Origin of the sequence: Pseudonocardia sp. KRD291 (assembly GCF_019263595.1) — a bacterium.
Lineage (GTDB): Bacteria > Actinomycetota > Actinomycetes > Mycobacteriales > Pseudonocardiaceae > Pseudonocardia.
Window position 1 is genome coordinate 1 of the sequence record NZ_JADQDD010000062.1, and the last position, 24,999, is coordinate 24,999.

Annotated in this window: 27 protein-coding genes and 1 pseudogene; 20 read left to right on the forward strand and 8 right to left on the reverse strand. The window is 73.8% G+C overall.

Going from position 1 to position 24,999, the window contains the following annotated elements; genetic code table 11:
- Nucleotides 1-119: 119 nt before the first annotated feature.
- The 3 genes from I4I78_RS11410 (at nt 120) to I4I78_RS11420 (ending at nt 3,403) form a co-directional block, all read left to right on the forward strand.
- Nucleotides 120-1,241: an alcohol dehydrogenase catalytic domain-containing protein gene (locus I4I78_RS11410; protein WP_218611246.1), complete on the forward strand. Its 1,122-nt coding sequence runs from the start codon at nt 120-122 to the stop codon at nt 1,239-1,241.
- Nucleotides 1,238-2,404, forward strand: a complete 1,167-nt coding sequence (locus I4I78_RS11415; protein WP_218611247.1) for an NDMA-dependent alcohol dehydrogenase — start codon at nt 1,238-1,240, stop codon at nt 2,402-2,404. The genes I4I78_RS11410 and I4I78_RS11415 overlap by 4 nt, the downstream gene beginning before the upstream one ends.
- A gap of 114 nt (nt 2,405-2,518) precedes the next feature.
- Complete coding sequence (locus I4I78_RS11420) at nt 2,519-3,403, forward strand: NAD(P)H-binding protein (protein WP_218611248.1); 885 nt, start codon at nt 2,519-2,521, stop codon at nt 3,401-3,403.
- Between the two features lie 22 nt (nt 3,404-3,425).
- Here the strand turns inward: I4I78_RS11420 and I4I78_RS11425 are convergent, their stop codons facing one another.
- The 4 genes from I4I78_RS11425 to I4I78_RS11440 are packed head-to-tail and all read right to left on the reverse strand — an operon-like array spanning nt 3,426 to nt 5,930.
- Nucleotides 3,426-3,686: a hypothetical protein gene (locus I4I78_RS11425; RefSeq protein ID WP_308252034.1), complete on the reverse strand. Its 261-nt coding sequence runs from the start codon at nt 3,684-3,686 to the stop codon at nt 3,426-3,428.
- A complete protein-coding gene (locus I4I78_RS11430; RefSeq protein WP_218611249.1) occupies nt 3,683-3,904 on the reverse strand; it encodes a non-oxidative hydroxyarylic acid decarboxylases subunit D in 222 nt (73 codons plus the stop codon). Before I4I78_RS11430 ends, I4I78_RS11425 begins: the two co-directional genes overlap by 4 nt.
- Nucleotides 3,904-5,346 (reverse strand): non-oxidative hydroxyarylic acid decarboxylases subunit C, encoded by a 1,443-nt coding sequence (locus I4I78_RS11435; protein WP_218611250.1) that lies wholly within the window; start codon nt 5,344-5,346, stop codon nt 3,904-3,906. The genes I4I78_RS11430 and I4I78_RS11435 overlap by 1 nt, the downstream gene beginning before the upstream one ends.
- On the reverse strand, nt 5,346-5,930 hold the full coding sequence (locus tag I4I78_RS11440; RefSeq protein WP_218611251.1) for a UbiX family flavin prenyltransferase: 585 nt from the start codon (nt 5,928-5,930) through the stop codon (nt 5,346-5,348). Before I4I78_RS11440 ends, I4I78_RS11435 begins: the two co-directional genes overlap by 1 nt.
- A 57-nt stretch (nt 5,931-5,987) precedes the next feature.
- Here I4I78_RS11440 and I4I78_RS11445 point away from each other — a divergent pair, with 57 nt between their 5' ends.
- The 6 genes and pseudogenes from I4I78_RS11445 to I4I78_RS11470 all read left to right on the forward strand — a co-directional run bounded on the left by I4I78_RS11445 (nt 5,988) and on the right by I4I78_RS11470 (nt 10,687).
- Complete coding sequence (locus I4I78_RS11445) at nt 5,988-6,464, forward strand: MarR family winged helix-turn-helix transcriptional regulator (RefSeq protein ID WP_218611252.1); 477 nt, start codon at nt 5,988-5,990, stop codon at nt 6,462-6,464.
- Between the two features lie 128 nt (nt 6,465-6,592).
- A complete protein-coding gene (locus I4I78_RS11450; RefSeq protein WP_218611253.1) occupies nt 6,593-7,669 on the forward strand; it encodes an aromatic ring-hydroxylating dioxygenase subunit alpha in 1,077 nt (358 codons plus the stop codon).
- Between the two features lie 3 nt (nt 7,670-7,672).
- Entirely contained in the window at nt 7,673-7,909 is a 237-nt protein-coding gene (locus I4I78_RS11455; protein WP_218611254.1) for a hypothetical protein, read from the forward strand.
- Nucleotides 7,910-7,944: 35 nt separating this feature from the next.
- A pseudogene (locus I4I78_RS11460) lies at nt 7,945-8,220 on the forward strand (2Fe-2S iron-sulfur cluster-binding protein); the annotation flags it as partial.
- 22 nt (nt 8,221-8,242) lie between these two features.
- Complete coding sequence (locus I4I78_RS11465; RefSeq protein WP_218611256.1) at nt 8,243-9,196, forward strand: VOC family protein; 954 nt, start codon at nt 8,243-8,245, stop codon at nt 9,194-9,196.
- A 138-nt stretch (nt 9,197-9,334) separates the two neighbouring features.
- Complete coding sequence (locus tag I4I78_RS11470; protein WP_218611257.1) at nt 9,335-10,687, forward strand: MFS transporter; 1,353 nt, start codon at nt 9,335-9,337, stop codon at nt 10,685-10,687.
- A gap of 12 nt (nt 10,688-10,699) precedes the next feature.
- Here the strand turns inward: I4I78_RS11470 and I4I78_RS11475 are convergent, their stop codons facing one another.
- Nucleotides 10,700-11,551: an aldo/keto reductase gene (locus I4I78_RS11475; protein WP_226379517.1), complete on the reverse strand. Its 852-nt coding sequence runs from the start codon at nt 11,549-11,551 to the stop codon at nt 10,700-10,702.
- A gap of 255 nt (nt 11,552-11,806) precedes the next feature.
- Between I4I78_RS11475 and I4I78_RS11480 the strand changes: the two genes are divergently transcribed.
- Nucleotides 11,807-12,262 carry a hypothetical protein gene (locus I4I78_RS11480; RefSeq protein WP_218611258.1) on the forward strand — a complete coding sequence of 152 codons (456 nt, stop codon included), beginning with the start codon at nt 11,807-11,809 and terminating at the stop codon, nt 12,260-12,262.
- A gap of 4 nt (nt 12,263-12,266) precedes the next feature.
- On the opposite strand, the gene I4I78_RS11485 is transcribed toward I4I78_RS11480, so the two are convergent.
- Both I4I78_RS11485 and I4I78_RS11490 read right to left on the reverse strand, forming a co-directional pair.
- The gene (locus I4I78_RS11485) at nt 12,267-13,625 is read right to left on the reverse strand and encodes an MFS transporter (protein WP_218611259.1); all 1,359 of its coding nucleotides are present in this window, start codon (nt 13,623-13,625) and stop codon (nt 12,267-12,269) included.
- A gap of 122 nt (nt 13,626-13,747) precedes the next feature.
- Nucleotides 13,748-14,368, reverse strand: coding sequence for a TetR/AcrR family transcriptional regulator (locus I4I78_RS11490; RefSeq protein ID WP_218611260.1), 621 nt, complete (start codon nt 14,366-14,368; stop codon nt 13,748-13,750).
- Between the two features lie 127 nt (nt 14,369-14,495).
- Between I4I78_RS11490 and I4I78_RS11495 the strand changes: the two genes are divergently transcribed.
- The 9 genes from I4I78_RS11495 (at nt 14,496) to I4I78_RS11535 (ending at nt 23,561) form a co-directional block, all read left to right on the forward strand.
- Nucleotides 14,496-15,332 carry a MaoC/PaaZ C-terminal domain-containing protein gene (locus I4I78_RS11495; RefSeq protein WP_218611261.1) on the forward strand — a complete coding sequence of 279 codons (837 nt, stop codon included), beginning with the start codon at nt 14,496-14,498 and terminating at the stop codon, nt 15,330-15,332.
- Entirely contained in the window at nt 15,329-16,207 is an 879-nt protein-coding gene (locus I4I78_RS11500) for an alpha/beta fold hydrolase (RefSeq protein ID WP_218611262.1), read from the forward strand. Before I4I78_RS11495 ends, I4I78_RS11500 begins: the two co-directional genes overlap by 4 nt.
- Entirely contained in the window at nt 16,204-17,880 is a 1,677-nt protein-coding gene (locus I4I78_RS11505; RefSeq protein ID WP_218611263.1) for an AMP-binding protein, read from the forward strand. The genes I4I78_RS11500 and I4I78_RS11505 overlap by 4 nt, the downstream gene beginning before the upstream one ends.
- Nucleotides 17,881-17,957: 77 nt before the next feature.
- A complete protein-coding gene (locus I4I78_RS11510; RefSeq protein ID WP_218611264.1) occupies nt 17,958-18,485 on the forward strand; it encodes a DUF1697 domain-containing protein in 528 nt (175 codons plus the stop codon).
- A 101-nt stretch (nt 18,486-18,586) separates the two neighbouring features.
- A complete protein-coding gene (msrA, locus tag I4I78_RS11515) occupies nt 18,587-19,099 on the forward strand; it encodes a peptide-methionine (S)-S-oxide reductase MsrA (protein WP_218611265.1) in 513 nt (170 codons plus the stop codon).
- A gap of 44 nt (nt 19,100-19,143) precedes the next feature.
- A complete protein-coding gene (locus I4I78_RS11520; protein WP_218611266.1) occupies nt 19,144-20,403 on the forward strand; it encodes a CoA transferase in 1,260 nt (419 codons plus the stop codon).
- A gap of 76 nt (nt 20,404-20,479) precedes the next feature.
- The gene (locus I4I78_RS11525; RefSeq protein ID WP_218611267.1) at nt 20,480-21,019 is read left to right on the forward strand and encodes a bifunctional nuclease family protein; all 540 of its coding nucleotides are present in this window, start codon (nt 20,480-20,482) and stop codon (nt 21,017-21,019) included.
- A 98-nt stretch (nt 21,020-21,117) separates the two neighbouring features.
- Nucleotides 21,118-22,035 (forward strand): diiron oxygenase, encoded by a 918-nt coding sequence (locus I4I78_RS11530; protein ID WP_218611268.1) that lies wholly within the window; start codon nt 21,118-21,120, stop codon nt 22,033-22,035.
- A gap of 8 nt (nt 22,036-22,043) precedes the next feature.
- A complete protein-coding gene (locus I4I78_RS11535) occupies nt 22,044-23,561 on the forward strand; it encodes an FAD-dependent oxidoreductase (protein WP_218611269.1) in 1,518 nt (505 codons plus the stop codon).
- A gap of 52 nt (nt 23,562-23,613) precedes the next feature.
- Here I4I78_RS11535 and deoC read toward each other — a convergent pair whose 3' ends face one another.
- Nucleotides 23,614-24,336: a deoxyribose-phosphate aldolase gene (gene deoC / locus I4I78_RS11540; protein ID WP_218611270.1), complete on the reverse strand. Its 723-nt coding sequence runs from the start codon at nt 24,334-24,336 to the stop codon at nt 23,614-23,616.
- A 259-nt stretch (nt 24,337-24,595) separates the two neighbouring features.
- Between deoC and I4I78_RS11545 the strand changes: the two genes are divergently transcribed.
- Nucleotides 24,596-24,999: type IV toxin-antitoxin system AbiEi family antitoxin domain-containing protein (locus I4I78_RS11545; protein ID WP_218611271.1), on the forward strand; the 404-nt coding region annotated here is incomplete at its 3' end.

Here is a 24,999-nt window from a genome sequence, read left to right on the forward strand (position 1 = left end):
GCTGCTGGCCGTGCTCGGGTCGCTGCTGTATCTGGCGGTGACGACCACCAAGAAACTCGTCATCCCCTGGCACGACTCCGTGGCCACCACCCAGGTCTGAACGACGACGGGACGAACGCATGAGCATCACCACCCGGGCCGCCGTCTGCCGGGCCGCCGGTGAACCGTGGGAGGTCACCGACGTCGAGGTGGACGACCCCGGGCCCCGGGAGGTGCGGGTCCGGATGGTCGCCGCAGGCCTGTGCCACTGCGACGAGCACGCCCGGACCGGGCGTTCGCCGGCGCTGTTCCCGCTGGTCGGCGGGCACGAGGGCACCGGAGTGGTGGAGCTCGTCGGACCGGGGGTGACGCGGGTCCGCGCGGGCGACCCGGTGATCCTGTGCGCGGCACCGGTGTGCGGCAGCTGCCGGTTCTGCTCCACCGGGCGGCAGAACCTGTGCGAACGCGGCCGCGAGACCGCCACCGGCCGGCCCGCGGACGGCTCGGCCCGATTCCACGCCGGCGGCGAGGACCTGGGCGCGGTCGCCGCGCTCGGCACCCTCGCCGGTCACCTGGTGGCCTCCGAGCACTCGGTCGTCCCGCTGCGCGAGCCGCTGCCGATGGCCCCGGCCGCGCTGCTCGGGTGCACGGTGCCGACCGGGTGGGGGACCGCGGTGCACGCCGCCGGCGTCGCCGCCGGGGACACCGTCGTCGTCTACGGCGCAGGCGGGGTCGGCGCGAGCACGGTGATCGGCGCCCGGCTGGCCGGGGCACGCCACGTCGTCGTGGTGGACCCGGTGCCGTTCAAACGGGAGCGGGCCGCGGCGGTCGGTGCCACGCACACGGTCGCCACCGCCGCCGAGGCGCACGCCTTCGTCGCCGACACCACCTGGGGCCGGCTCGCCGAGCACGCGCTGCTCACGGTCGACGACCTCGACGACGCCGTGCTCTGCGCCGCCCTCGACGCCGTCGGCAAGACCGGCCTCGTCACGGTCACCGCGCGCGGCGACGGGGCCGTCCGCGCCCCGTCCGGGCGGATCATCGGATTCCAGCGGCGCATCCACGGCGCCCGTTTCGGCGGCGCCCGCCCGCTGATCGACGTGCCCCGCCTGGTCTCCCTGCACACCGCCGGCCGGATCGACCTCGACCAGCTCGTCACCCGCCGCTACCCCCTCGACCGGATCGCCGACGCCCACCGCGACGCCCGGGACGGCACGCTCGTCCGCGGGGTCGTCGTGCACGACCAGGAGGCCGCCGCATGAGCGCAGCCGCGACCACCCGACCCACCACCACCGGACCCGGGACGCTGCGGACCACGGCCGCGGTCTGCCGCGCACCCGGCACCTCGTGGGAGATCACCGAGCTGACGCTCGACCCGCCGCACGCGCACGAGGTGCGGGTCCGCTTCCACGCCGCCGGGCTGTGCCGCTCCGACGACCACATCACCTCCGGAGAGGCGCTGGTCCGGACGCCGATGGTGGGCGGGCACGAAGGCGCCGGCACCGTCGAGTCGGTCGGGCCGGACGTGACCCGGGTACGCCCCGGCGACCGTATCGTGTGCTCCTACATCCCCGCCTGCGGGACCTGCGGGCCCTGCTCGAGCGGGCACCAGAACATGTGCGAGCACGGCCTCAACGCGTTCTCCGGCATGTTCGGCGACGACTCGTTCCGCTTCCACGACGACGACGGCACCGACATCGGAGGGTTCTGCACCGTCGGGTCGTTCTCCGAGTACGCGGTGGTCTCCGAGTGGGCGTGCGTACCGATCGACGACGACGTCCCGTTCGAGCTGGCCGCACTCGTCGGGTGCGGGGTGCCGACCGGCTGGGGCTCGGCCGTGCACGCGGCCGGTGTGCGGGCCGGCCAGACCGTCGTCGTCTACGGCTGCGGCGGTGTCGGCAGCAACGCGCTGCAGGGCGCCCGGCACGCCGGAGCCGCCGTCGTGGTGGCGGTCGACCCGGTCGCGTTCAAGCGGGAGTCGGCCGTGACGTTCGGGGCGACGCACACCGTGGCCGACGCCGACGCGGCGCACGACCTGGTCGCCGAGCTCACCGGCGGGCGGATGGCCGACCACGCGATCTGCATCCCGACCCTGATGACACGCGAGGTGATGGACTCCGCGGTCGCCGTCGTCGGCGTGGACGGGCAGGTCACGGTCACCGCGATGAGCCGCCACGACGACCCGGCGATCACCGTCCCGGCGAGCGCGCTGGTCGGGGACCAGAAGCGCATCCGCGGCGCCCTGTTCGGCGACTCCAACCCGCTGCACGACATCCCGCGCCTGCTGGGCCTGCACCGGGCCGGGGCACTGCGCCTCGACGAGCTGGTCAGCCGCCGCTACCGGCTCGACCAGGTCAACGACGGCTACGCCGACCTCGCCGCGGGCACGATCCTGCGTGGGGTGATCAGGCACCGCGGCGACTGAGTACACCGGGCAGGGCCGCCGCGCAGGGCAGACGCGCCGGGCCGCGTCCGGGCGGGGTCCGTAGGGTCGAGGACCGCGCGGGCCCGGCCGGGCCCGGGAGGACGAGGAGGAACCATGGCCGGGCAGGGCGCACACGCGACGGTGGCGGTCACGGGGGCCACCGGGGCACTGGGCGGACGTCTCGCGCGACGGCTCGCCGAGCAGGGCGTGCCCCAGCTCCTCGTCGGCCGCGACGTCGACCGTCTCCCCGAGCTGCCCGGCACCGAGCGCCGCGGTCCCGCCGGGTACGCCGACGCGGCGGCGATGCGCGCGGCCCTGGACGGCGCCTCGACCCTCGTGCTCGTCTCCGGACGGCCCACCGGGCGGCGGCTCGAGGAGCACGCCACCGCCGTCGAGGCCGCCACGGAGGTGGGTGTGGACCGGGTGCTGTACGTGTCCCTGCTGGGCGCGGGCCCCGAGGCCACCTACCGCAACGCCCGGGACCACTGGCTGACCGAGCAGTTCCTCGCCGGGTCCGGTGTGCGCCACACCGTCGTGCGGGCGGGGATCTACGCCTCCACCCCCGCTTCCCTGGCCGACGACGCGCTGACGGTGCGCGGTCCCGGAGGGAGCGGACGGGCCGCGTTCGTCACCCACGAGGACATCGCGGCGGTGATGGCCGCGGTCCTGCTCGACGACGGACCGGTCTCCGAGCACGACGGGGCCGTTCTCGAGGTCACCGGGCCCGAGGCGCTGACCCTGTCCGAGGCGGTCGCGCAGATCGCGGAGTCCACCGGCCGTCCGTACCGCTACGTCGCCGAGACCCCCGAGGAGGCCTTCGTCCGGCGGTGGCGGATGGGCCTGTCCGGGGAGCAGATCGAGGCCTGGATCTCCTGGTACCTCGCCATCGCGGGCGGCGGGCTGTCCACGGTCACCGACGTCGTGCCCCGGCTGACCGGCTCGCCCGCGGCCCGGGTGGTCGAGGCGGACTGGTGGCCGGCTCCCGGCCGCGCGAGCTGAGGCGTCCGGCGACGACGCGGTCTCAGCGCTGTCCCACGACCTCGACCCGGGTGAACGGCCAGGCGTGCGGAGGGCGGGAGACCAGCTCCTCGGGTGGGTCCGGCAACCGGGCCGGGTCCGGTCCGAGCGCGATCACCACGACCCGGTCCTGCGACGCCACGAACACCTCCGTGCGGTGCGCCCCCGGCAGCGGGACGCGCTCGCGCACCCAGGCGAGCAGCGCGTCGCGTGACCCGGCCCGGGCCCGGGCCTCCCACATCAGGGTCGGCGCCGGGCCCGTCACCGGCGCGGCGCGATCGTCGGTACCTCGATCGCCGCGGCGATGTCGGCGGCGGTGAGACGGAACCGGGGCGGGTAGTGGTCCGGGTCGGTCATCGTCCGCGGCTCGGTGCTGCGCCAGACGAAGATGCAGTCCGGGCAACGGAACACCGTGAACACCCCCGGTACCGGCGAGGTCGTCAGCGCGACGGCGTCGGTGCCGCGGCAGCGTGGACACGTCATCAGGACACTCCTTCCGAGCGGGTTCGGCGGACGAGCCGGGTCAACCGCCCGACCCAGTCGGCGGTCTCCGGCGGCGGTGTGACGCCGTGGCCGTGGTCGCCACGGGTCTCCGGGGGCGCCGGGGCGGTGGCGTCGATGACGAGCTTGTGGCTGATCCCGCGCGGCTGCGCCCCGGCGTCCAGCGGCATGATCGACATGTTGGGAAGGGTGACCAGGTCGTGCGCCGGGTGGACCTTCGTCGAGATCGCCCACATCACCTGCGCCATGTCGAACGGGTCCACCGTCTCGTCGACGACGATCACGATCTTGCAGTAGCCGAGTCCGTGCGGGGTGGACATCACGCGGGTGCCGACGGCCTTGCCGAAGCCGCCGAAGCGGTTGCGCACCGAGACGACGACTGCCATGCCGTGGGTGTACATCGCGTTGACGGCGACGACCTCGGGGAACTCCGCGCGCAGCTGTTCGAGCAGCGGCACGCAGGTGGTCGGGCCGATCAGGTAGTCGACCTCGGTCCAGGGCATGCCCAGGTAGAGGTGCTCGAAGTAGGGGTCGTCGCGGTAGGAGATCCGGTCGATCCGGATGACCGGCATCGACCGGCCGCCGGAGTAGGCCCCGGTGAACTCCCCGAACGGGCCCTCGAACTCCCGGGTGCCGCCGAGCACGACCCCCTCGATCAGGACCTCGGTGCCCCACGGCACGTCGAGGCCGGTCTCGGGCCCGGTGGCGATCGGGCAGGGGGAGCCGCGCAGCGCGCCGGCCATCTCGTACTCGGACCGGTCGTAGGCCAGCGGCATCCCGGCGACGATCGGGATCGTCGGTTCGTTGCCGAGCGCGATCGCGACCGGAAGGTCCTCACCGCGTTCCTCGGCCGTGCGCAGGTGCACCGCGACGTCGTGCTGGGGGACCGGCTGGATGCCCAGGTGCCGCTGGTCGCGACACTGTAGCCGGTAGGTCCCGACGTTCTGCTTCCCGGAGCTCTCCGGGTCGTCCGGGTCCCGGCTGATGATCGCGGCCTTGTCCAGGTAGAAGCCGCCGTCGCCCTCGTTGAGCCGGAACAGCGGGAGCAGGTCGAACAGCGCGACGTCGTCGCCGGTCACCTGGTTGCGGGCGAACGGCGGGTCGGCGCGCCGTTCGGGCGGGACCGGGAACGCGGCCCAGCGTCGGGAGAACTCCTCGACCTGTTCGCGTACCGGCGTCTGCGGGGGCATGCCCAGCGCGATCGCGTGGTTGGCCCAGGAGCCGTGCGCGTTGAGCACGATCCGCGGGTCCCGGAACCCCTCGACGTCGGTGAACAGCAGCGCGGGGCCGTTGTCGCCGAGCTTCGGCGCGGCCGCGGCCGCGGCGCCCAGGTCCGGCTCGGTGCGGACCTGGTCGGTGACGGTGACCAGCTGACCGTGACGGTCCAGGTCGGCGAGGAACTCGCGCAGGTCATCGGCAGGCATCAGGACACCCTCATCTCTCGAGTGGGCAGGCCCGTCCAGCGCCGCAGGCGCGGGGCGGGCAGGTCGAACTGGTCGAGCAACCGTCCGACGACGTGGTCGACGACGTCGTCCACGGAGGCCGGACGGTTGTAGAAGGCCGGCATCGGCGGCACGATCCGCGCACCCACCCGGCGCAGCGCGAGCATGTTCTCCAGGTGGATCTCCGACAGCGGCGTCTCCCGGGGGACCAGCACCAGCCGGCGGTCCTCCTTGAGCGTCACGTCGGCCGCGCGGGCGATCAGCCCGTCGCCGTACCCGGTGCGGATCGCGGCGAGCGTCTTCATGCTGCACGGCGCGATGATCATCCCGTCGGTCCGGAAGGAACCCGAGGAGATGGGCGCGGCCTGGTCGCCCGCTCCGTGCACGTGATCGGCGAGGGACCCGACCTGCTCCAGCGAGAGGCCGGTCTCGGACGGGATCGTCACCCGCGCCCAGCGGGAGAGCACCAGGTGGGTCTGCACGTCGGGCGTCTCGGCGAGTGCCCGCAGCAGTGCCACCCCCAGTGGGGCGCCGGTCGCCCCGGTGATTCCGACGACGAGTCGCATCGCACCTCCCGATTAGTTTGTATACGCACGACTTGATGGGGACTCTACGCTTCCGGCATGGACGAGCCGTATGGGGTGCCGCACACCGACGACCGGCCGGACGGCCTGCAGCAGTCGGTGTTCCACCTGATGCGGCGCGCCCTGCAGGCGCATTCGGCCCGGTGGCAGCAGGACGTGGCGGAGCTGACGAAGCCCCAGTACGCGATGCTGACGGCGCTGCGCGAACGCCCGCGGATCGACCAGGTGACCCTCTGTGCGCTGGCGGCGACGGACAAGGGCACGGCCACCGAGATGCTCCGGCGGATGCAGACCCGCGGGCTGGTCGACCGGGTCCGGTCGGACACCGACCAGCGGCGCCGCCTGGTGAGCCTGACCGCCGCGGGCCGGGAGCTGATCGACGGCGTCGCGGCGCGGGTCCGACCGCTCAACGACGAGTTCCTGGCCCCGCTCGGGCACGCCGAGCAGGAACAGCTGCGGGCCCTGCTGGCCCGTCTGGTGGCCGGGCCGGAGCCGGGAACGCCCCGGCCCCGGTGACCGGAGGACCGCGACCGGTGATCCGGTTCCCGGCTGCCGGGAAGGGCGTTCCGCGGGAGGGGCCCGGGCACCGAGACTCGGCTCGACCGGCCGCATCGAAGCGGTCCCACCACGGTCGGGAGGCCCCCGTGAGCACCATCGTCGGCAACCAGTGGTACGTGGCCGCCTACGGCCGCGAGATCGGCCCGGAGCTGTTCTCCCGCACCGTGTGCGGCGAGTCGATCCTGTTCTGGCGCACGCGCGGGGGCGAGGTCACCGCCGTGTCCGACCGGTGCGTGCACCGCCGGTTCCCGCTGTCGCAGGCGCCCACCCGCCTCGTCGACGACCAGGTCGTCTGCGGCTACCACGGCTTCACCTACGCGAGCGACGGACGGTGCGTCGCCGTCCCCGGCCAGACCCGGGTCCCGCGCACCGCCCGCCTGACCAGCTACCCGGTCGTCGAGCAGGACTCGTTCGTGTGGGTCTGGATCGGAGAGCCGGAGCTCGCGGACACCACCCCGATCCCGCGGGCGCCGTGGCTCGACCGCGAGGGCTGGACGGTGGTGTCCGGGATGGAGCCGCTGGCCGCGCGCTACGGGCTGCTGGTGGACAACCTGCTCGACCTCTCGCACGAGACCTACCTGCACGGCGGCTACATCGGCACCCCGGAGGTGGCCGGCACGCCGATCACCACCGAGGTCGACGAGGACGCCGGGATCGTCCGCGTCAGCCGGCACATGGACGACGCGGAGTGCCCACCGTTCTACGCCGACTCGACCGGCCTGACCGGGCGGATCACCCGCTGGCAGGACATCGAGTACACCCCGCCGTGCCTGTACCTGCTGCACTCGCGGATCGCCCCGGTCGGCTCCGTGCCCCGCCCCGACGGCAGCGACCCGGACGCGTTCCACGTCGAGGTCGTGTACGCGATCACCCCGGAGACCGAGCACTCCACGCACGACTTCTGGGCGGTGGCCCGCGACTTCGCACTCGACGACCAGGACGTCTCGGACTTCCTGGCCGAGCAGAACCGGACCGTGGTGCTCCAGGACGTCGCCGCCCTGGACGTGCTGGAGACGGTCGTGGCGACCGACCCGCCGGGTCGCCAGGAACTCTCGATCAACATCGACACCGGGGGGCTGGCCGCGCGCCGGATGCTGGCCCGGATGGCCGCGGCGGCCTCGACCGAGGCGGCGACCCCCGCCCCGACCCCGGCGGGGGTCTAGGCGGTGCGGGCGAGCGGCGCCGGCGCCCCGGTGGTCCGGGTGGTGTGGCTGCCCGGCAGCGACCGGCTGGAGGGCATCTGCCACTGCGGCGCGACCACGGTCGCGGACGGGCCGGTCGAGGTGTGGGAGTGGCTGTTCGCCCACCCCGTCGATCACCACACGGCCGGGCACCACCCCGCCGGGCCCGCCGACCCCGCGCCGGCGGAACCGGCGCTCGCAACCATCGGAGGACGACGATGACCGAACCCGACCTCGCCGTGGCGGACCCGCGCCCGGGCCACGACACGACGTTCGAGGTGACGGTGGCCAGCACCGGGGACGTGCTGCAGGTCCCGCCGGGGCGCAGCGTGCTGGAGGTGCTCGAGGACGCGGGGCTGGCGCCGCTGTCGTCGTGCCGGGAAGGTACCTGTGGCACCTGCGAGACCGGGGTGCTCGACGGCGTGGTCGACCACCGGGACAGCCTGCTCACCGAACAGGAGCGGGCCGCGCAGGACACGATGTTCGTGTGCGTGTCCCGGGCGGCCGGACCGCGCCTGCACCTGGACCTCTGACCCCCGACCGAGGAGAGATCCGATGAGCTACATCCGCGGCTCGCATCACATGACCCTGTCCGTCGCGCACGCCCAGGAGGACGTGGACTTCCACACGAAGACCCTCGGGATGCGGTTCATCAAGCGGACCGTGCTGTTCGACGGGTCGGTACCGATCTACCACCTCTACTACTCCAACGCCGACGGCGACCCGTCGTCGGTGCTGACCACGTTCCCGTGGGCGCAAGCCGGGCTGTACGGCACCCGTGGCACCAACCAGGCCCGCGAGGTCCAGCTGTCGGTGCCGTCGGGCTCGCTGGAGTTCTGGCGCAGCCGCCTGGCCGAGCGGGGCGTCGAGGTCGCCGATGGCGACGTGTTCGGCGCCCGCCGGCTCGCGTTCCGCCACCCCTGCGGGATCGAGTACGTGATGGTCGGCAACGACGGCGACGACCGCACCGGGCACCCCGGCGACGGGGTGCCCGCGGAGCACGCGATCCACGGCATCCACGGCGTCGGGATCCACGTGGCCACCCCGGACCGGATGGTCGAGTTCGCCGACGACACGTTCCACGGGCAGGGCAAGACCCTCGAGGAGGGCGACCGGATCGCATTCCAGGTCGGCGACGCCGAGCACGGCAACCACGTCGAGCTGGTGGCCAACCGCCGCGACGAGCAGGGGACGTGGCGCTACGGGGCGGGCACGTTCCACCACGTCGCCTGGAACCTCGACACCCTGGAGAACCAGGACGCGCTGAAGTTCGAGGTCGAGGGCGCCGGCTACACGGACATCTCCGAGCTCAAGGACCGCAAGTACTTCAAGTCGGTCTACGTCCGCACCCCGGCGGGCGCCCTGTTCGAGCTCGCCGTCACCCACGACGACGGCGGCTGGACCTGCGACGAGTCGCCGCACGAGCTCGGCACCCGGTTCCAGCTCCCCGAGCAGTTCGAGGACCGCCGAGAGGAGATCTTCTCCAAGCTCGAGCCGATCGAGGGCTGAGCCCCGGGGGCCGTCGCGGGATCGCCGCGCCGGGGTGGCGCGGCTCACAAACCTTCCCGTCAGACGGAAAGACGAGGGCGCCGCCGACCGGGCGGACGGCACGATCCACCCCGCTCACCACGACCAACGGAGGCCGCCGTGACCACCTCGCCGTCCGCACCACGACCCGCCGGGTCACCGGGACCGCCCGCCGGGACGGGACAGGCCGACCCGAAGCGCCTGCGACGGGTCGCGCTGGCGAGCCTGGTCGGCACGTCCATCGAGTGGTACGACTTCTACATCTACGGCCTCGCGGCCATCATCGTGTTCGGCCCGCAGTTCTTCCCCGGCGCCTCGACGCTGGCCGCCACGCTCGCCGCGTTCGGCACGTTCGCGGTCGGGTTCGTCGCCCGCCCGATCGGCGGCGTCATCTTCGGGCACCTCGGCGACAAGCTCGGCCGCAAGAACACCCTGGTCGCGACGTTGCTGACGATGGGCATCTCCACCGCGCTGATCGGCCTGCTGCCGACCTACGCCACGATCGGCGTCGCCGCGCCGGTCCTGCTGGTCCTGCTCCGCGTGCTGCAGGGCTTCGCCGTCGGCGGCGAGTGGGGCGGCGCGGTGCTGATCTCGGTGGAGCACGCCCCGGAGAAGCGGCGCGGCTTCTTCGGCGCGTTCCCGCAGCTCGGGGTGCCGATCGGGCTGATCGCGGCCAACGGCGCGTTCCTGCTGCTCGCCGCGATCGTCAGCCCGGAGGCGCTCACCGCGTGGGCGTGGCGGGTGCCGTTCCTGTTCAGCGCGCTGCTCGTCGGCGTCGGCCTCTACGTGCGGCTCAAGGTCGAGGAGAGCCCGGAGTTCGAACGGTCCGAGCGGGCCGGGTCGATGAGACTGCCGATCGTCTCGGTGCTGCGCGAGCACTCCGGGCAGGTGCTCTGCGGGATCCTGATCTTCGGCGGGATCACCGCCGTCGGCTACATCGCCGCCGTGTTCTCGATCTCCTACGGCACCGCGCAGCTGGACCTGCCGCGTGCCCCGCTGCTGGCGATCGTGCTGGTCGTGGCGCTGATCGAGCTGCCGCTCACGTTGTGGTTCTCCCAGCGCGCCGACACCTGGGGGCTGAGCCGGACCGTGGCCTGGGGCGCGGTCGCGACCGCCGTCGCGATCGCGGCGTTCCTGCCGCTGATGGCCACCGGCTCGCTGGTGCTGATCGCGCTCGCGATCGGCGCGGCCCGGATCGCCTCGGACGTGATGTGGGGGCCTTCCGCCGCGCTGGCCGCGCAGAGCTACCCGCCCGAGGTGCGCTACAGCGGCGCCTCGGTGGGCTACCAGCTGGGCTCGATCTTCGGCGGCGCCCTCGCGCCGATCGTCGTCACGCTGCTGCTCGCCTCGTCGGCGGGCATGGCCGGCGCGTCGGTCTACCTGGTGGTGATGGTGGCCCTGTCCGGTGTCGGGGCGCTCGGCGCGGCCCGGTTGAGCAGGCGCTCGCGCGACGCCACGGCGCCGGCGCTCTGACGGTCCGGCGGCCTATCGCTGGGCGAGCGCCAGGTCGTCGGGGACCGGACCGATCCGGCCCGAGCCGTCCGCGTCGTCGAGGGTGGAGACGGCGAGCATGTCCCGGTCGGTGAGCGCGAAGTCGTGCACGGCGCGGTTCTCGGCGATCCGTTGCGGCGTGTTCGACTTCGGGATGACCACGGTGCCCTGCTGCAGGTGCCAGCGCAGCACCACCTGCGCGGGCGAACGACCCAGCCGCGACGCGATCCGGGTGATCACCGGCTCGTCGAGCAGCGTGCCGCGCCCGAGCGGGCTCCACGCCTCGGTGACGATGCCGTGCGCGGCGTGCGCCGCCCGCAGCTCGCGTTGCTCCAGGCCCGGGTGCAGCTCGATCTGGTTCACCGCCGGGACGGTCCCGCCCAGCCCGAGCACCCGCTCCAGGTGCGAGAGCCGGAAGTTGGAGACCCCGATCGCGCGGGTGCGCCCGTCCGCGAGCAGCGTCTCCATCGCGTCCCAGGTCTGCTCGCAGCGCTCCCGGGTCCGGGTCGGCCAGTGCACCAGGTAGAGGTCGACGTGGTCGAGGCCGAGGCGGTCCAGGCTCCGCTCGGCCGCGCGCAGCGCCCGGTCACGCCCCCGGTCGTCGTTCCAGACCTTGGTGGTGACGAACAGGTCCTCGCGCGGGATCCCGGACGCCGCGATCGCCGCGCCGACGCCGTCCTCGTTGCCGTACACCTCGGCGGTGTCGATGCTGCGGTACCCGGCGCGCAGGGCCGCGCCGACCGCGGCCTCGGTGTCGTGCACCTCGGACACGCCGAAACCGAGCCGCGGCATGGCGACCCCGTTGTTGAGCTGCACGACGTCGTCGGACATCACGGCTGATGACATGGGGGAGTCCTCCCGTCCCGGGTCCGTCGTGCGACCCGGGTACGACACGGTGGGCTCACGGAGCACGGCCCACGACGGCGGTGGGCGGGCCTCCTCGCGCGAGGCGGTCACCCCCGTCAACGACGGCCCGCGGGCGCGCCTTCCCACCGGGGCGGTCCCTGTGGCCGGGCACACCGCGCCGGGGGGTGCGCGACCGTGGCATACGGTGGCACCGCGGCCGGCGCTCCCGGCGTCGAGGGAGTCGGGAAGGGGAACGTGCGCGCAACGGTGGTCCCGCACATCGAGGGATCCCGGTACCACCTCGTGCACGGCGACACCCGCCCGACGAGCGGGTACCCGTCCGGATGGGACGGCGACCGGCTGCTCTACCCGTCCCCGGACGGCGGCGGGGTCGTCGTGCGGACCGCGACCTTCGACGGGCCGGTGGAGGTCTCGGTCGAGACGTTCCACCCGGGCTCGGAGGTGGTGCCCGCCCGGGGCTCCTGGGACGTGCACCAACAGGTCGAGCTGACCGCGACGGGGCGCGACCTGCACGTCGTCACGACGTTCGGCGAGATCGAGGACCTGCCGGTCCTCGATCTCGCGCCGGGGGACCGCTACGGCGTCCGGATCTACGCCCGCGGGCTCGAGGCCGCCCGCGAGGTGAACCAGATCGAGATCGACGAGGAGCCCGTCGAGGCGCACCTGATCCAGCTCTGGCGGGCCCGGTAGGACCTCAGGCCGAGTGCGCCCGCTCGGCCGCGGCGGACTCCTCGGAGGTCTCGTAGAGGTCGCGGCGGTAGCGCTCGTTGATCGTGGCCACGGCGACGAACGTGACGACCGCTGTCGCGACGATGTAGAGCGCGACCGACCAGGACGCCCCGGTCGACGCCAGCAGCGCGGTCATGATGAACGGGGCCAGCCCGCCGGCCAGCACCGACGCCACCTGGTAGCCGAGCGACGCGCCGGAGTAGCGGACGTCGGCGGGGAACATCTCGGCGTAGAGCGCGGCCTGCGGGCCGTACATCGTCGCGTGGATGGTGAAGCCGATCAGCAGCGCGAGCAGCACCAGCGGGACCGAGCCGGTGTCGATCAGCCAGAACATCGGGAACGCGAACACCGCCATCAACACGGTGCCGGTCAGGTAGAGCTTCTTGCGGCTGCCCATCCGGTCGGTCAGAGCCCCGAAGAACGGCATCGTGACCACCTGGGTGGCCCCGGCGACCATCACGCACACGAGGATCTCGGTGCGCGAGAGCCCGACGGTCTTGGTGCCGTAGTCGAGCATCCCGCTGATCAGGATGTAGAACGTGGCGTTGACGACGAAGAACGCGCCCGCGGCCTGCAGGATCTGGCGCCAGTGGTGGCGCAGCGCCTCGCCGAGCGGGGCCTTGCGCAGCCCGGCGTCGCGCGCCGACTCCGCGCTGCGCCGCGCCATCTCGCGGAACACCGGGGTGTCCTCGATCTTGAGCTGGACGTAGATGCCGATCCCGACCAGCACGATCCCGGACAGGAACGGGATCCGCCAGCCGACGCTCGCGAACGCCTCCTCGCTCATGTTCGCGGTGAGCAGCAGGAAGAACAGGTTGCCCGCGACGGCGCCGAAGATCGAACCGGTCTGGATCAGGCTGCCGTAGAAGCCGCGCTTCTCGACCGGGGCGTGCTCGGTGAGCAGCAGCGCCGCGCCGCCCCACTGGGCGCCGACGCCGAGGCCCTGCACCAGCCGGGCGACGACCAGCAGGGCCGGTGCCCACGCGCCGATCGCGTCGTAGTTCGGCAGGACGCCGATCGCGAACGTCGCCAGGCCCATCACCAGCATCGCGACGACCAGCGGGGGCTTGCGCCCGAACCGGTCCCCGAAGTGGCCGGCGACGATCCCGCCGAGCGGGCGGGCGACGAACCCGACCGCCAGCGTCGCGAACGAGGCCAGCGTCCCGGCGACCGGGCTGGCCGCGGGGAAGAACTGCGGCCCCAGCACCAGCGCGGCGGCGGTGGCGTAGATCAGGAAGTCGAACCACTCGAGGGCGGTCGCGAACACGGCCGCCGACGCCAGCCTGCCCATCTTCTTCGGAACTGCGGGAGCGCTCTGGTCCATGTGCCTGTCCACCCCTCCGGTGCCGCAACGGTGCGGTACGAACGATCGTTCGTAACGTAGGCCCGGCCGACCCCGGAGACAAGGAGGGTGACCCGGATCACCCTGTGCGGGTGGGTGTGCGCTCAGTGCGGGAGCGGGGCCTCGAGCAGGGCCAGCGCGTAGCGGGCGTGCTGCTCGGCGAGCTGGCCGCGGGACAGCCGCCCGTCCGGGCGGTACCAGGCCGCGATCGCGCCGACCATGGACAGGATCGCCCGGGCCGCGTCGGCCGGGTGCGGGGTCGCGAACGTGCCGTCGGCCGCGCCGTCGGCGACGATCTCGGCGACGAGCGACTGGGTCGCGTCGCGGGCCGCGGTCAGGCGCTCGCGGCTCTCCCCGCGCAGGTAGCGGACCTCGTTCGTGGACACGGTCATCGCCAGCTGGTGGTCGACGACGAACCCGACGTACGCGCGGACGGCCTCGCGCAGCCGGGGCGCGGCGTCGTCGCCGGCGTCGGCGACGGCCCGGCGCACGCGGGCCGAGAGCTCGTCGTTGGCGTGGCGCAGGACCTCGGCGAGCAGGTCGGACTTCGACGGGAAGTAGTTGTAGAGGTTCGACAGGCTGGTGCCGGCGCGCTTGGCGACGTCGCGCATGGAGGCGCCGTTGAACCCCTCGGCGCCGAACGCGTCCAGTGCCGCGTTCAGGATGGCGGCCTCGTTGCCGCGTCCGGTGCCCACGATCAGCACCGGGTGTGAACGATCGTTCATGTCGAGCACCGTACCGTGCCGAACCGATGCTTGACCCGATCCGGCCGGCGGTGCTTGGGTGCCAGGAGAGAACGACCGTTCGTAAGACTGGACAGGGTCGACATCGCGACGAGGCGGGGAGCGACGAGTGAGCACGGAGCAGGCCACACGGACCGGGGTCGGTCCGGGCCGGTACTTCGAGGACTTCCGGGTCGGGGAGCGGTTCCGCACCGGCCACCGCACCGTCACCGCCGGGGATCTGGCGGACTTCACCCGGGTCAGCGGCGACGACCACCCGATCCACACCGGGCCGGAGGCGATCCTGCAGGGCCCGTTCGGCCCCGCGGTCGCGATGGGCCTGCTGCAGACCCTGGGCCTGCACGGCTCCGCGGTCCTCGGCCTGCTCGACACCCACTGGTCCTACCGGCGCCCGATCCGGGTCGGTGACACCGTCGCGCTGCACGTGACGATCGTCGGGTGCCGCCGGACGAGCCGGGGCGACCGCGGGGTCGTCACCCGGCACATGGCACTCGTCGACCCGGACGGCGCGGTCGTCCAGGAGGGCACGACCGCGGCGATGGTCTCCGCATCCGGGGACGGGCCGGACCCGGTCGGGCGGGCGTTCGGCACCGTCGCCTGGGGCGAGGCGCTCGTCGCCCGGCTGGACCCGGGGTTCGCCGAGTCGCTGGCCACCTGGGACGGGGCGATCGGCCTGCGGGCGGGCGATTCCGAGGTCCACCTGCGGGTCTACCGGGGCAAGGTGATCGAGGTGTCGCGGCGCGCGGCGACCGGCGCCACGTTCACCGTCGAGGCCGACGAGCTGACCTGGCTCGAGCTCGTCGAGGCCCCGGACAACGCGTTCACCCGGTTCGCGATGACCGGCCGCTTCGCCACCCGGGGCGACGGCTACGAGTACCTGAGGCTCACCGCGGCGCTGCATCTGATCGTCGACGCGGCGCGCGAGCTGGCGGGGGAGGACGCATGAGGGCCCACTACCTCGACGTCGGCGGCGCGCTCGCGTTCGCCGAGGACCACGGCGCGACCGACGCCACCCCGGTGCTGTGCCTGCACACCGCGGGCCAGAGCGGCGTCCAGTGGCGCCATGTCGCCGGCGCGCTGGCGGAGCGCGGTTACCGGGTCATCGTCCCGGACCTGCCCGGCCACGGACGCTCCGAGCCGGCCCCGGGCGGGCCGGTCACCGACCTGGGGACCTACGCGGACTGGTGCCTGGAGCTGATCACCGCGCTGGGCCTCGACCGGCCCTTCGTGGCGGGCTGCTCGATCGGCGGCAAGATCACCCTCGACCTCGCCTGCCGGGCACCGGAGCGGCTCTCCGGCGTCGTCGCGATGGCCGCGGACGCCTGGACGAACGGCCGCCCGAGCGCCCGCGGGCTACGCCGCGAGCTCTCCGACGTCGCCGCACCGAGCCGCACCGACCGCACCCACCTGGGCACGCTCGCCGTCGTCGGGCGCTCGGTCCCGGCTCAGCGGGCCGAGCTGATCGCCACCATGCACCGCCGGGAGGACCCGGCGATCTCCACCTCGGACCTGCTCGGCTGGACCTCGCACGACCTGCGTGACGCGCTCGGCGACATCACGTGCCCGGCGCACCTGGTCGTCGGCGAGGACGACCTGTGGCTCGACCCGGACGCGGTCCGGTGGGCCGCGGGACGGATACCCGGCGCGCGGTGCACCGTCCTCGACGGCATCGGGCACTACCCGATGGAGGAGATCGAGGCCTTCGACGCGGTGCTCGACGGCTGGCTGCGCGAGCTCGGCACCTCCGCCCCGACGAACCCCGCCCCGACGAGCCCTGCGCCGGCGACCGGCACCGAGCGGGCCGCGGCGGTGACCCGATGAGCGAGGCACCCGCCGTCGTCCCGCACCCGGTGACCGCGTTCCCGCCGCCCGGCGAGATGCCGCGCGACCTGCCCGACCTGCTCGGACGGCTGGTGCGCCGCGCCCCGGACGCCGTCGCCGTACTGGACAAGGGGCCGGGCGGCGAGACGGTCCCGGTGACCCGCGGCGAGCTGTGGCGCCGCACCGCCGCGCTGGCCGAGGAGCTGCGCGGACACGGCGTCGGAGCCGGGGACTGCGTCGCGGTGTGGCTGCCGAACTGGAGCGACGCGCTGGCCTGGCAGTTCGCCGTCGCCGCCCGCGGGGCGCACGTGATCGGGATCAACACCCGCTACAACGTCGACGAGGTCGCGCACGTGCTCGACCGGGCCCGCCCGGTGCTGCTGGTGATCGCACACGACTTCCACGGCCTCGACCTGGCCGGCAGGCTGCGCGACGCCGTCGCCAAGGCCGCGGCGCCGGCCCCCGCGGTCGCCGTGGTGGCCGGACCGGGCCGGGCGGCACCGGACCCCGCGCCCTACGACGCCGGGTCCGGGGCGTGGGCACCCGGCGACACCGCCGACCCGCCGCCGCTGCCCGCCTCGGACCCGGACGACCTCGTCGTCGCGTTCACCACCTCCGGGTCCACCGGCATGCCCAAGCTCGCGGCGCACCGAGGGACCGGCGTGCTCGCCCACGCCGTCGCCGACGCGGCGACGATCGGGATCGACGACGGCGACCCGGTGCTCTGCGCGCTGCCGCTGTCCGGCGTGTTCGGCTACAACACCGCGACCGCGGCGCTGGCCGCCGGCGCGACGTGCGTGTTCCAGCCCGCCTTCGACGCCGAGCAGGTGCTCGACGACATGGCGCGCCTGGGCGTCACGCACGTCGTCGGCGGCGACGACCTGGTGCTGCGCCTGCAGCAGGCGTGGACGGCCCGGCCCCGCGACCTCTCGTCGTGGCGCTGGTGGGGCGTCGCGGACTTCCAGGGCCGCTCCCGCGAGCTCGCCGCCTGGGCACGCGACGAGTTCGGCACCTCCACCAGTGGCGTCTACGGGTCCTCCGAGCTGTTCGCGCTCACCTCGTTCTGGCCGCACGACGAGCCCGAGCCCGGACGCTGGGCCGGTGGCGGGCGGGTCGTGCACACCGGCATCGAGGTCCGCGTCGCCGACCCCGCCGGCGACGAGCCGCTGCCTCCGGGGCGGGAGGGGGAGCTGCAGTTCCGTGGCCCCAACGTCGTCGACGGCTACCTCGGCGACGACGCGGCCAGGGCCCGGGCGTTCACCGCCGACGGCTGGTTCCACTCCGGGGACCTCGGCACGATCGTCGACGACGGGGTGTTCGCCTACGTCTGCCGGATGGGCGACGCGCTGCGGCTGCGCGGGTTCCTCGTCGACCCCTCCGAGATCGAGATCCGGCTGGCCGCGCACCCCGACGTGCACACGGCGAAGGTGGTCGGCGTGCCGGGCCCGGACGGCGCGACGGTCGCGGTCGGGTTCGTCGTCGCCGAGGACGGCCGCGTGCTGTCCCCGGAGGCGTTGCGGACGTGGTGCGCCGACGGGATGGCGCGGTTCAAGGTGCCCGCATCGGTGCACGTGATCGAGGAGATGCCGACGACCTCGGGCACCAACGGGCGCAAGATCCGCGCCGCGACCCTGCGCGAGTGGGCGAGCGACCTGACCCGCGATGCCCCCTGACCATGCCACCCTGACCGTGCCACCCTGACCTCGCCCGCACCCCGACCTCGCCAGTCCCGGCGGGCCATACTGCTCGGGTGGCTGTCCGGGTGATCCTCCTGCGCGCGGTGAACGTGGGGGGCGCGACGCTGCCGATGGCCTCGCTGCGCGAGATGGCCGCCGGGCTGGGGGCGCGCGAGCCGCGCACCCACATCGCCAGCGGCAACCTGATCGCGGACGTGCCGGGCGACCCGGACACCTTCGACCGTGCGCTGGAGCGCGCGGTCGAGGCCCGGCACGGGTTCTTCCGGGAGGCGATCTCGCGCACGCCCGGCGAGCTGGCGGCCGCACTGGCGGCGCACCCGTTCGAGGTGGTCGAGCCGAGGTACTCCTACGTCGTGTTCCTCATGGGCGAGCCCACCGCGGCCGCGGTGGCGAAGGCGCGCACGTTCGCCACCGGCGAGGACCTCTGGGACGTCGAGGGCCGGGAGATGCACGTCCGCTACCACGCCGGTGCCGGGCGACCGCAGATGAAGCACGAGTCCATCGGCCGTGCGCTCGCGGTCCCGGGCACCGCGCGCAACCTCAACACGGTCGCGAAGCTGGTCGCGCTGTGCCCGGCGTGACCGGCAGGGGGAGAGGAACATCGTCTCCCGCCGGGGCGTTCCACCTACGGTGCGTCCGGGTACGACCCACCGGACGCGACGACGACAGGGAGAGGACCACGATGGCGACCGAGACCACGATCCTGGCCGGCGGCTGCTTCTGGGGCGCCCAGGAGCTGCTGCGCAACCGTCCCGGGGTGATCTCGACCCGGGTCGGCTACTCCGGCGGCGACACCCCGAACGCGACCTACCGCAACCACGGCGACCACGCCGAGGCCGTCGAGGTCGTGTTCGACCCCGCGGTGATCTCGTTCCGGGAGATCCTGGAGTTCTTCTTCCAGATCCACGACCCGTCGACGAAGGACCGGCAGGGCAACGACATCGGGCGCAGCTACCGCTCGGCGATCTACTACCTGTCCGACGAGCAGCGCCAGGTCGCGCTGGACACGATCGCCGACGTCGACGCGTCCGGTCTGTGGCCGGGACGGGTGAGCACCGACGTGGCCCCGGCCGGGGACTTCTGGCAGGCCGAAGAGGACCACCAGGACTACCTGCAGAAGTACCCCTACGGCTACACGTGCCACTTCGTGCGCCCCGGCTGGGTGCTCCCGCGCCGCGCGGAGTCGGCCCGCTAGGTTCGCCCCTTTTCGCAGATGCCCGACCGGCCGAACGGAGAACGATGAACGACGGCGAGCGCCGCCCGCTGCAGGGTCTGCAGGTCGTCGAGTGCGCCAGCTTCGTCGCCGGACCGACCGGCGGCATGACGCTGGCCCAGCTCGGCGCCTCGGTGGTCCGGATCGACCCGATCGGCGGGGGTGCCGACCACCGCCGCTGGCCGGTGGTCGGCAACGGCGCCGGGCCCGCCGACGCGGAGTCCTACTACTGGACCTCGCTGAACAAGGGCAAGCGCTCGGTCGCGGTGGACATGCGCTCGGACGAGGGCCGGGAGCTGGTCACCGCCCTGATCACCGCGCCGGGCCCGGACCGCGGCGTGCTGGTGGACAACGTGGTCGGGCGCCGCTGGATGTCCAACGCCGCGCTCGTCGCGCGGCGCGAGGACCTGGTCCACGTCCGCGTCCAGGGCTACCCGGACGGGCAGCCGGCCGTCGACTACACGGTCAACGCCGAGGTCGGGATCCCGCTGGTCACCGGCACCGAGGAGGGCGCGGCGCCGGTCAACCACGTCCTGCCGGCCTGGGACCTGGTGACCGGGCTGAGCGTGTCGACCGCCGTGCTGGCCGCCCTGTACGACCGTTCCCGCACCGCGCGCGGGGCCTACGTCGAGCTCGCGCTGGCCGATGTCGCCCTGGCCGGCGTCGCGAACCTGGGCTGGCTCTCCGAGGCGGCCGAGCGGGGCGGCGAGCGCCCGCGGCACGGCAACCACGTCTACGGCAGCTTCGGGGTGGACTTCGCCTGCGCCGACGGCCCCCGGGTGATGGTGGTGGCGCTGACCGAGGGCCAGTGGTCGGCCCTGCGCAAGGTCACCGGCACCCAGGACGTCTTCGCGGCACTCGAGCAGGCCCTCGACGCCGACCTGACCGCCGAGTCCGACCGCTACCGGCTCCGGGACACGATCGCGGCGGTGCTCAAGCCCTGGTTCGCCGCGCGCGACTACGCGACGGTGTCGGCCGAGCTCGACTCCGCCCGCGTGCTGTGGGGCCGCTACCAGGGGATGTCCGACGTGGTGGCCGCACACCGTGCGGGCCGGCACCCGGTACTGGCCGACATGGAGCTGCCCGGCGGGGCCGGGTCGTCGATCACCGCCCGGTCGCCGATGCGCTGGAACGGCGGGCACGGCGGCACCGGGACGGCGCCGGACCTCGGGCGCGACACCGACGAGGTCCTCGCCGAGGTGCTGGGCCTGGGGTCGGCGGAGATCGCGGCGCTGCACGACCGCGGGGTCGTCGCCGGGGCCCCCGTCGCCGGAGCCCCGTCATGACCGGCCCGTGGGATACTCGGGTCCTGACGTCGTCCCGGCCGGTGCCCCCGGCCCGGGCGGCCCGGGGGAGGTTGACGTGATCGAGACGCGGGTGCACGCGATCGGGGTCGACCAGCAACGGTCGCAGCCCCTGGTGCTGCTCGAGGAGACCGCGCCCCCGGGACGGCTGCTGCCGATCTGGATGGCCCGCGACGACGCCACCGAGGTGGAGCGGGCCCGGCAGGGGATGGTGTCGCCGCGCCCGGGCACGCACGCGCTGATCGGGCTGCTGATCAGCCAGTTCGACCGCCGGCTCACCGGGGTCCGGATCACCGCGCTGCGCGAGTCCGTCTTCCACGCCGAGCTGGTGCTCGACGACGGCACGACGGTCGACTCCCGCGCCAGCGACGCGTTGACGCTGGCCCTGCACCTCGACGCCCGGATCGAGGTCGACGACGACGTGTTCGAGCAGGCCGGGGTGGCCAAGGCCCGGATCGTCGACGCCGACGACATCCCGGTCGCCGACCCGGAACCCGGCGGCACCGAGGCCGGCCCGGGCGACGACGCGCGTCAGATCGAGGAGTTCCGGCGGTTCCTCGACCAGGCCTCGCCGTCGGACTTCGATCCGGACACGTAGGTCGCGCACGGCGGACAGGGGGCTGCGTCCACCTGTTACCTCTGGTAACGTTACCGGTGGTAACAGAGACGTTGTCGTCGAACAGTCAGGGAGCGATCATGACTGGCACCATCGCCGAGGGCCGGGACACCGCCGCCGCGGAGGAGCGACACGACGTGGCGAGCAGGCTGTTGCGCTCGTCCGAGGAGCTGTCCTACGACCCGACCCGCGACGTCGACTGGGACACCCCGCTGGACACCTCGTTCCACGGCACCAGCCCGGAGTGGAGCACCCTCTACGGGACGTCCTACTGGGACGAGATGACCGAGGACCAGCGGCGCGCGCTGACCCGCCAGGAGGCGGCGTCGGTGGCCAGCACCGGCATCTGGTTCGAGATGATCCTGCAGCAGATGGTCATCCGGGACTTCTACGCCAAGGACGCGACCGACCCGGCGTTCCAGTGGGCCCTGACCGAGATCGCCGACGAGTGCCGGCACTCGATCATGTTCGCCCGCGGCGCGGCCAAGCTGGGTGCACCGGCCTACCGCCCGAAGCGCCACGTGATCGAGCTCGGACGGGTGTTCAAGGCCGCCGCGTTCGGTGAGGCCGCCTACGCCGCGATCCTGGTCGCCGAGGAGGTCCTCGACGTCATGCAGCGGGACTGGATGCGCGACGAGCGCGTCGTCCCGTTCGTGCGGACGATCAACAACATCCACGTGGTCGAGGAGTCGCGGCACATGAAGTTCGCCCGCGAGGAGACCCGCGAGCGGCTCGAGGGCGCTGGCCGGATCCGCCGGCAGATCAACGCCCTGGTGGTGGCCGGTGCGGCGTACCACATCGTGACCAGCATGTGGAACGACCGGGTCTACGCGAACGCCGGACTGGACTCCGCTCGCGCGCTGCGCGAGGCCAAGCACAACGAGCACCACAAGGCGATGCTGCGCTCGAGCTGCGCCGGACTGATGGAGTTCCTGAACTCCTGCGGCCTGCTCACCCGCCCGGCGAGGGCGTTCTACAAGCGCGCCAACCTGATCTGAGCCCGGCCGTGGCGTTCGCGATCACCCAGACCTGCTGCACCGACGCCTCCTGCGTGGCGGCGTGCCCGGTCAACTGCATCCACCCGACACCGGGGGAGGCGGACTTCGCGACGGCGGAGATCCTCTACATCGACCCCCGGGTGTGCATCGACTGCGGGGCCTGCGCGGACGCCTGCCCGGTCGATGCGATCTTCCCGCTGGAGTCGCTGTCCGGCCCGCTCGCCGCCTACGGCGAGGTCAACGCCGAGTACTACGCCGACCGCCCGACCGCGGCGCAGCGCCCGGACCCCGCGCCGATCTTCCACGCGTGGGACCCGCCGAGCTTCGACCGGGTGATCCCGCCGGACTTCCCGGCGCTCGACGTCGCGGTCGTCGGCAGCGGCCCGGCCGGCATGTACGCGGTGCAGGACCTGCTGCTGCACACCTCGTCGCGGGTCACCCTGATCGACCGGCTGCCGGTGCCCGGGGGGCTGGTGAACTTCGGTGTCGCGCCGGACCACCCGTCGACGAAGCGGATCTCCGAGACGTTCGACCGGTACCGGTCGCACCACCGGCTGCGGATGCGGCTCGGTGTCGAGGTGGGCCGCGACGTCACCGCGGAGCAGCTCGCGGCCTCCTACGACGCGGTGATCTATGCGGTCGGCGCGCCGACCTCGCGCGACCTGGGCGTGCCGGGTGAGGACCTGCCCGGCAGCGTCGGCGCGATCACGGCCGTGGGCTGGTACAACGGCCACCCTGACGTCGCCGACGCCGCGCTCGGCCTGGGCGGGGACCGGGTCGTCGTGGTGGGCAACGGCAACGTCGCCCTCGACGTGGCGCGCATCCTCACCACCGACCCGGACGACCTGGCCGGCACCGCGATCTCCCCGGCCGCACTGGCCCGGCTGCGCACGAGCAGCGTCCGCGAGGTCGTCCTGCTCGGGCGCCGCGGACCGGACGTCGCCGCCTACACGCGACCGGAGATGCTGGCACTGACCCGCCGCGACGACGTCGAGGTCGTCGTCGACGACCACGACGGGCTCGCCGGGGCGATCATCGACGCCGGGGCGGACAAGGGCGGGCTGCTGGCCACGGCGAAGCGGGAGGTGCTCGACCACGCGACCCCGCCGCCGCCCGGGCGCCGGATCGTGCTGCGCTTCTCCTCCATGCTCGAGGAGATCACCGGGACCGACGCCGTGGACGGGGTACGGGTGACCGGCGCGGACGGGACGGCCACGATCCCGGCCGGTCTCGTCGTGCGCGCGATCGGCCACCGCGGACGGCCGGTGCCCGGGCTCCCGTTCGACGAGGCGAGCGGCACCGTGCCGCACGAGGGCGGCCGGGTCGTCGGCGCGTCCAACGCCTACGTGGTCGGGTGGATCAAGCGCGGCCCGTCCGGCGGGATCGGTGCGAACCGCGCCGACGCCCGGGACACCGTCGGCACCCTGCTCGACGACGTGGTGTCCGGCCGGCTCGCGCCGCGGCGCCGCAGTCGGGACCGCGGGCGGGTCCGCGGCGCCCTGCGCCGGCTGCTCGCTCGGCCGTAGTCGCGGTGCTCGACCCCGTCCCGGTGGGTGGGGCCGGCCGACGCCGCACCGGTTAGTAGGAGGAGCGGTCCTCGCGGGCGGGGGCCGTCGCGCCAGACTCGCGGGCGGTCGCGTCGTCCAGGATGGTCGCCGTGCCGCTGGTGCCGAAGCGGGTGACCCCGGCGGCATGGAAGGCCAGCACCGTGTCCAGGTCGCGCACCCCGCCGGACGCCTTGACCTGCACCGACGACCCGACCGTGCGGCGCATCAGCTCGACGTGCGCGGCCGTCGCCCCGCCGCCGGCGAACCCGGTGGAGGTCTTGACGAACGCCGCACCGGCCCGCTCGGCCGCCCGGCACCCGGCGACGATGTCGTCGTCGGAGAGCAGCACGGTCTCCAGGATGACCTTGACGACCCGGCCCTGCCCCGCCTCGACCACGGCCCGGATGTCGGCCTCCACGTCGTCGACGAGGCCGCTGCGCAGCCGTCCCACGTTGAGCACCATGTCCAGCTCGGCGGCCCCGTCGGCGACCGCCTGCCGGGCCTCGGCGACCTTGGCGCCGGTGCTGGTCGTGCCGTGCGGGAACCCGATCACCGTGCCGACCGCGACCGTTGTCCCCGCCAGCCGGGCCACGGCGTGGACGACGTCGGACGGGCGCACGCAGACGCTGAAGATCCGGTAGCGGGCCGCGGTGTCGAGCTGGGCGTCCACCTCGGCGCGCGTCAGCTCCGGCTTGAGGATCGCGTGGTCGATCATGCCGGCGACCGCGGTCGCGGAGAGGGCGGACACGGTCATGGACGACCTCCTGGTCGGCGTCGCGGGCGGTGCCGACGTGCACGCTACGCGGGCGGTGCCGACGTGCACGCTACGCGCCGCCGGGTAAACGGAGACCGCCGTCCCGCGGCGAGGAAGATCGGCGGATCGGTCCCGATCCGAGCCATCCGCGGCGCCGATCGGGACCCGGCCGCCGATCACCGGCCAGGGACCGGTCGCAGGTGCGAACGGATCCGGCCGACCGGCACCCGAACCACGCCACGGACCCGACCCTGGGCGGATGTCGCTGGAGGAGTTGCTGCTCGCCCAGGCCGGTGTGCTGAGCCGCGGGCAGGCCCTCGCCCACGGGGTCTCGGCCCGGACCGTCACGCGCCGGGTGGCGACCGGCGCGTGGTGGCCCGTCCATCCCGGCGTCTACCTGGTCGCGGGCCACCGGCTCACCGACGAGGCCCGGGTCCGGGCGGCATGGTTGTGGGGCGGGCAGCGCTCGACGGTCAGCGGCCCGGCCGCCGCGTTCTGGCACGGCATGCTGGGCAACCGCGGGTTCCGGCTGGACCTCACGATGCCTCGCGCGACGCACCGGCAGCGGCCTCCCGGGGTGTTCGTGCGCCGCCGCGACCTCGACCCCCTCGACCGGGCCACGGTCCGCGGCCTCGTCGTGACCGGGCCGGCGCTCTCGGTGCT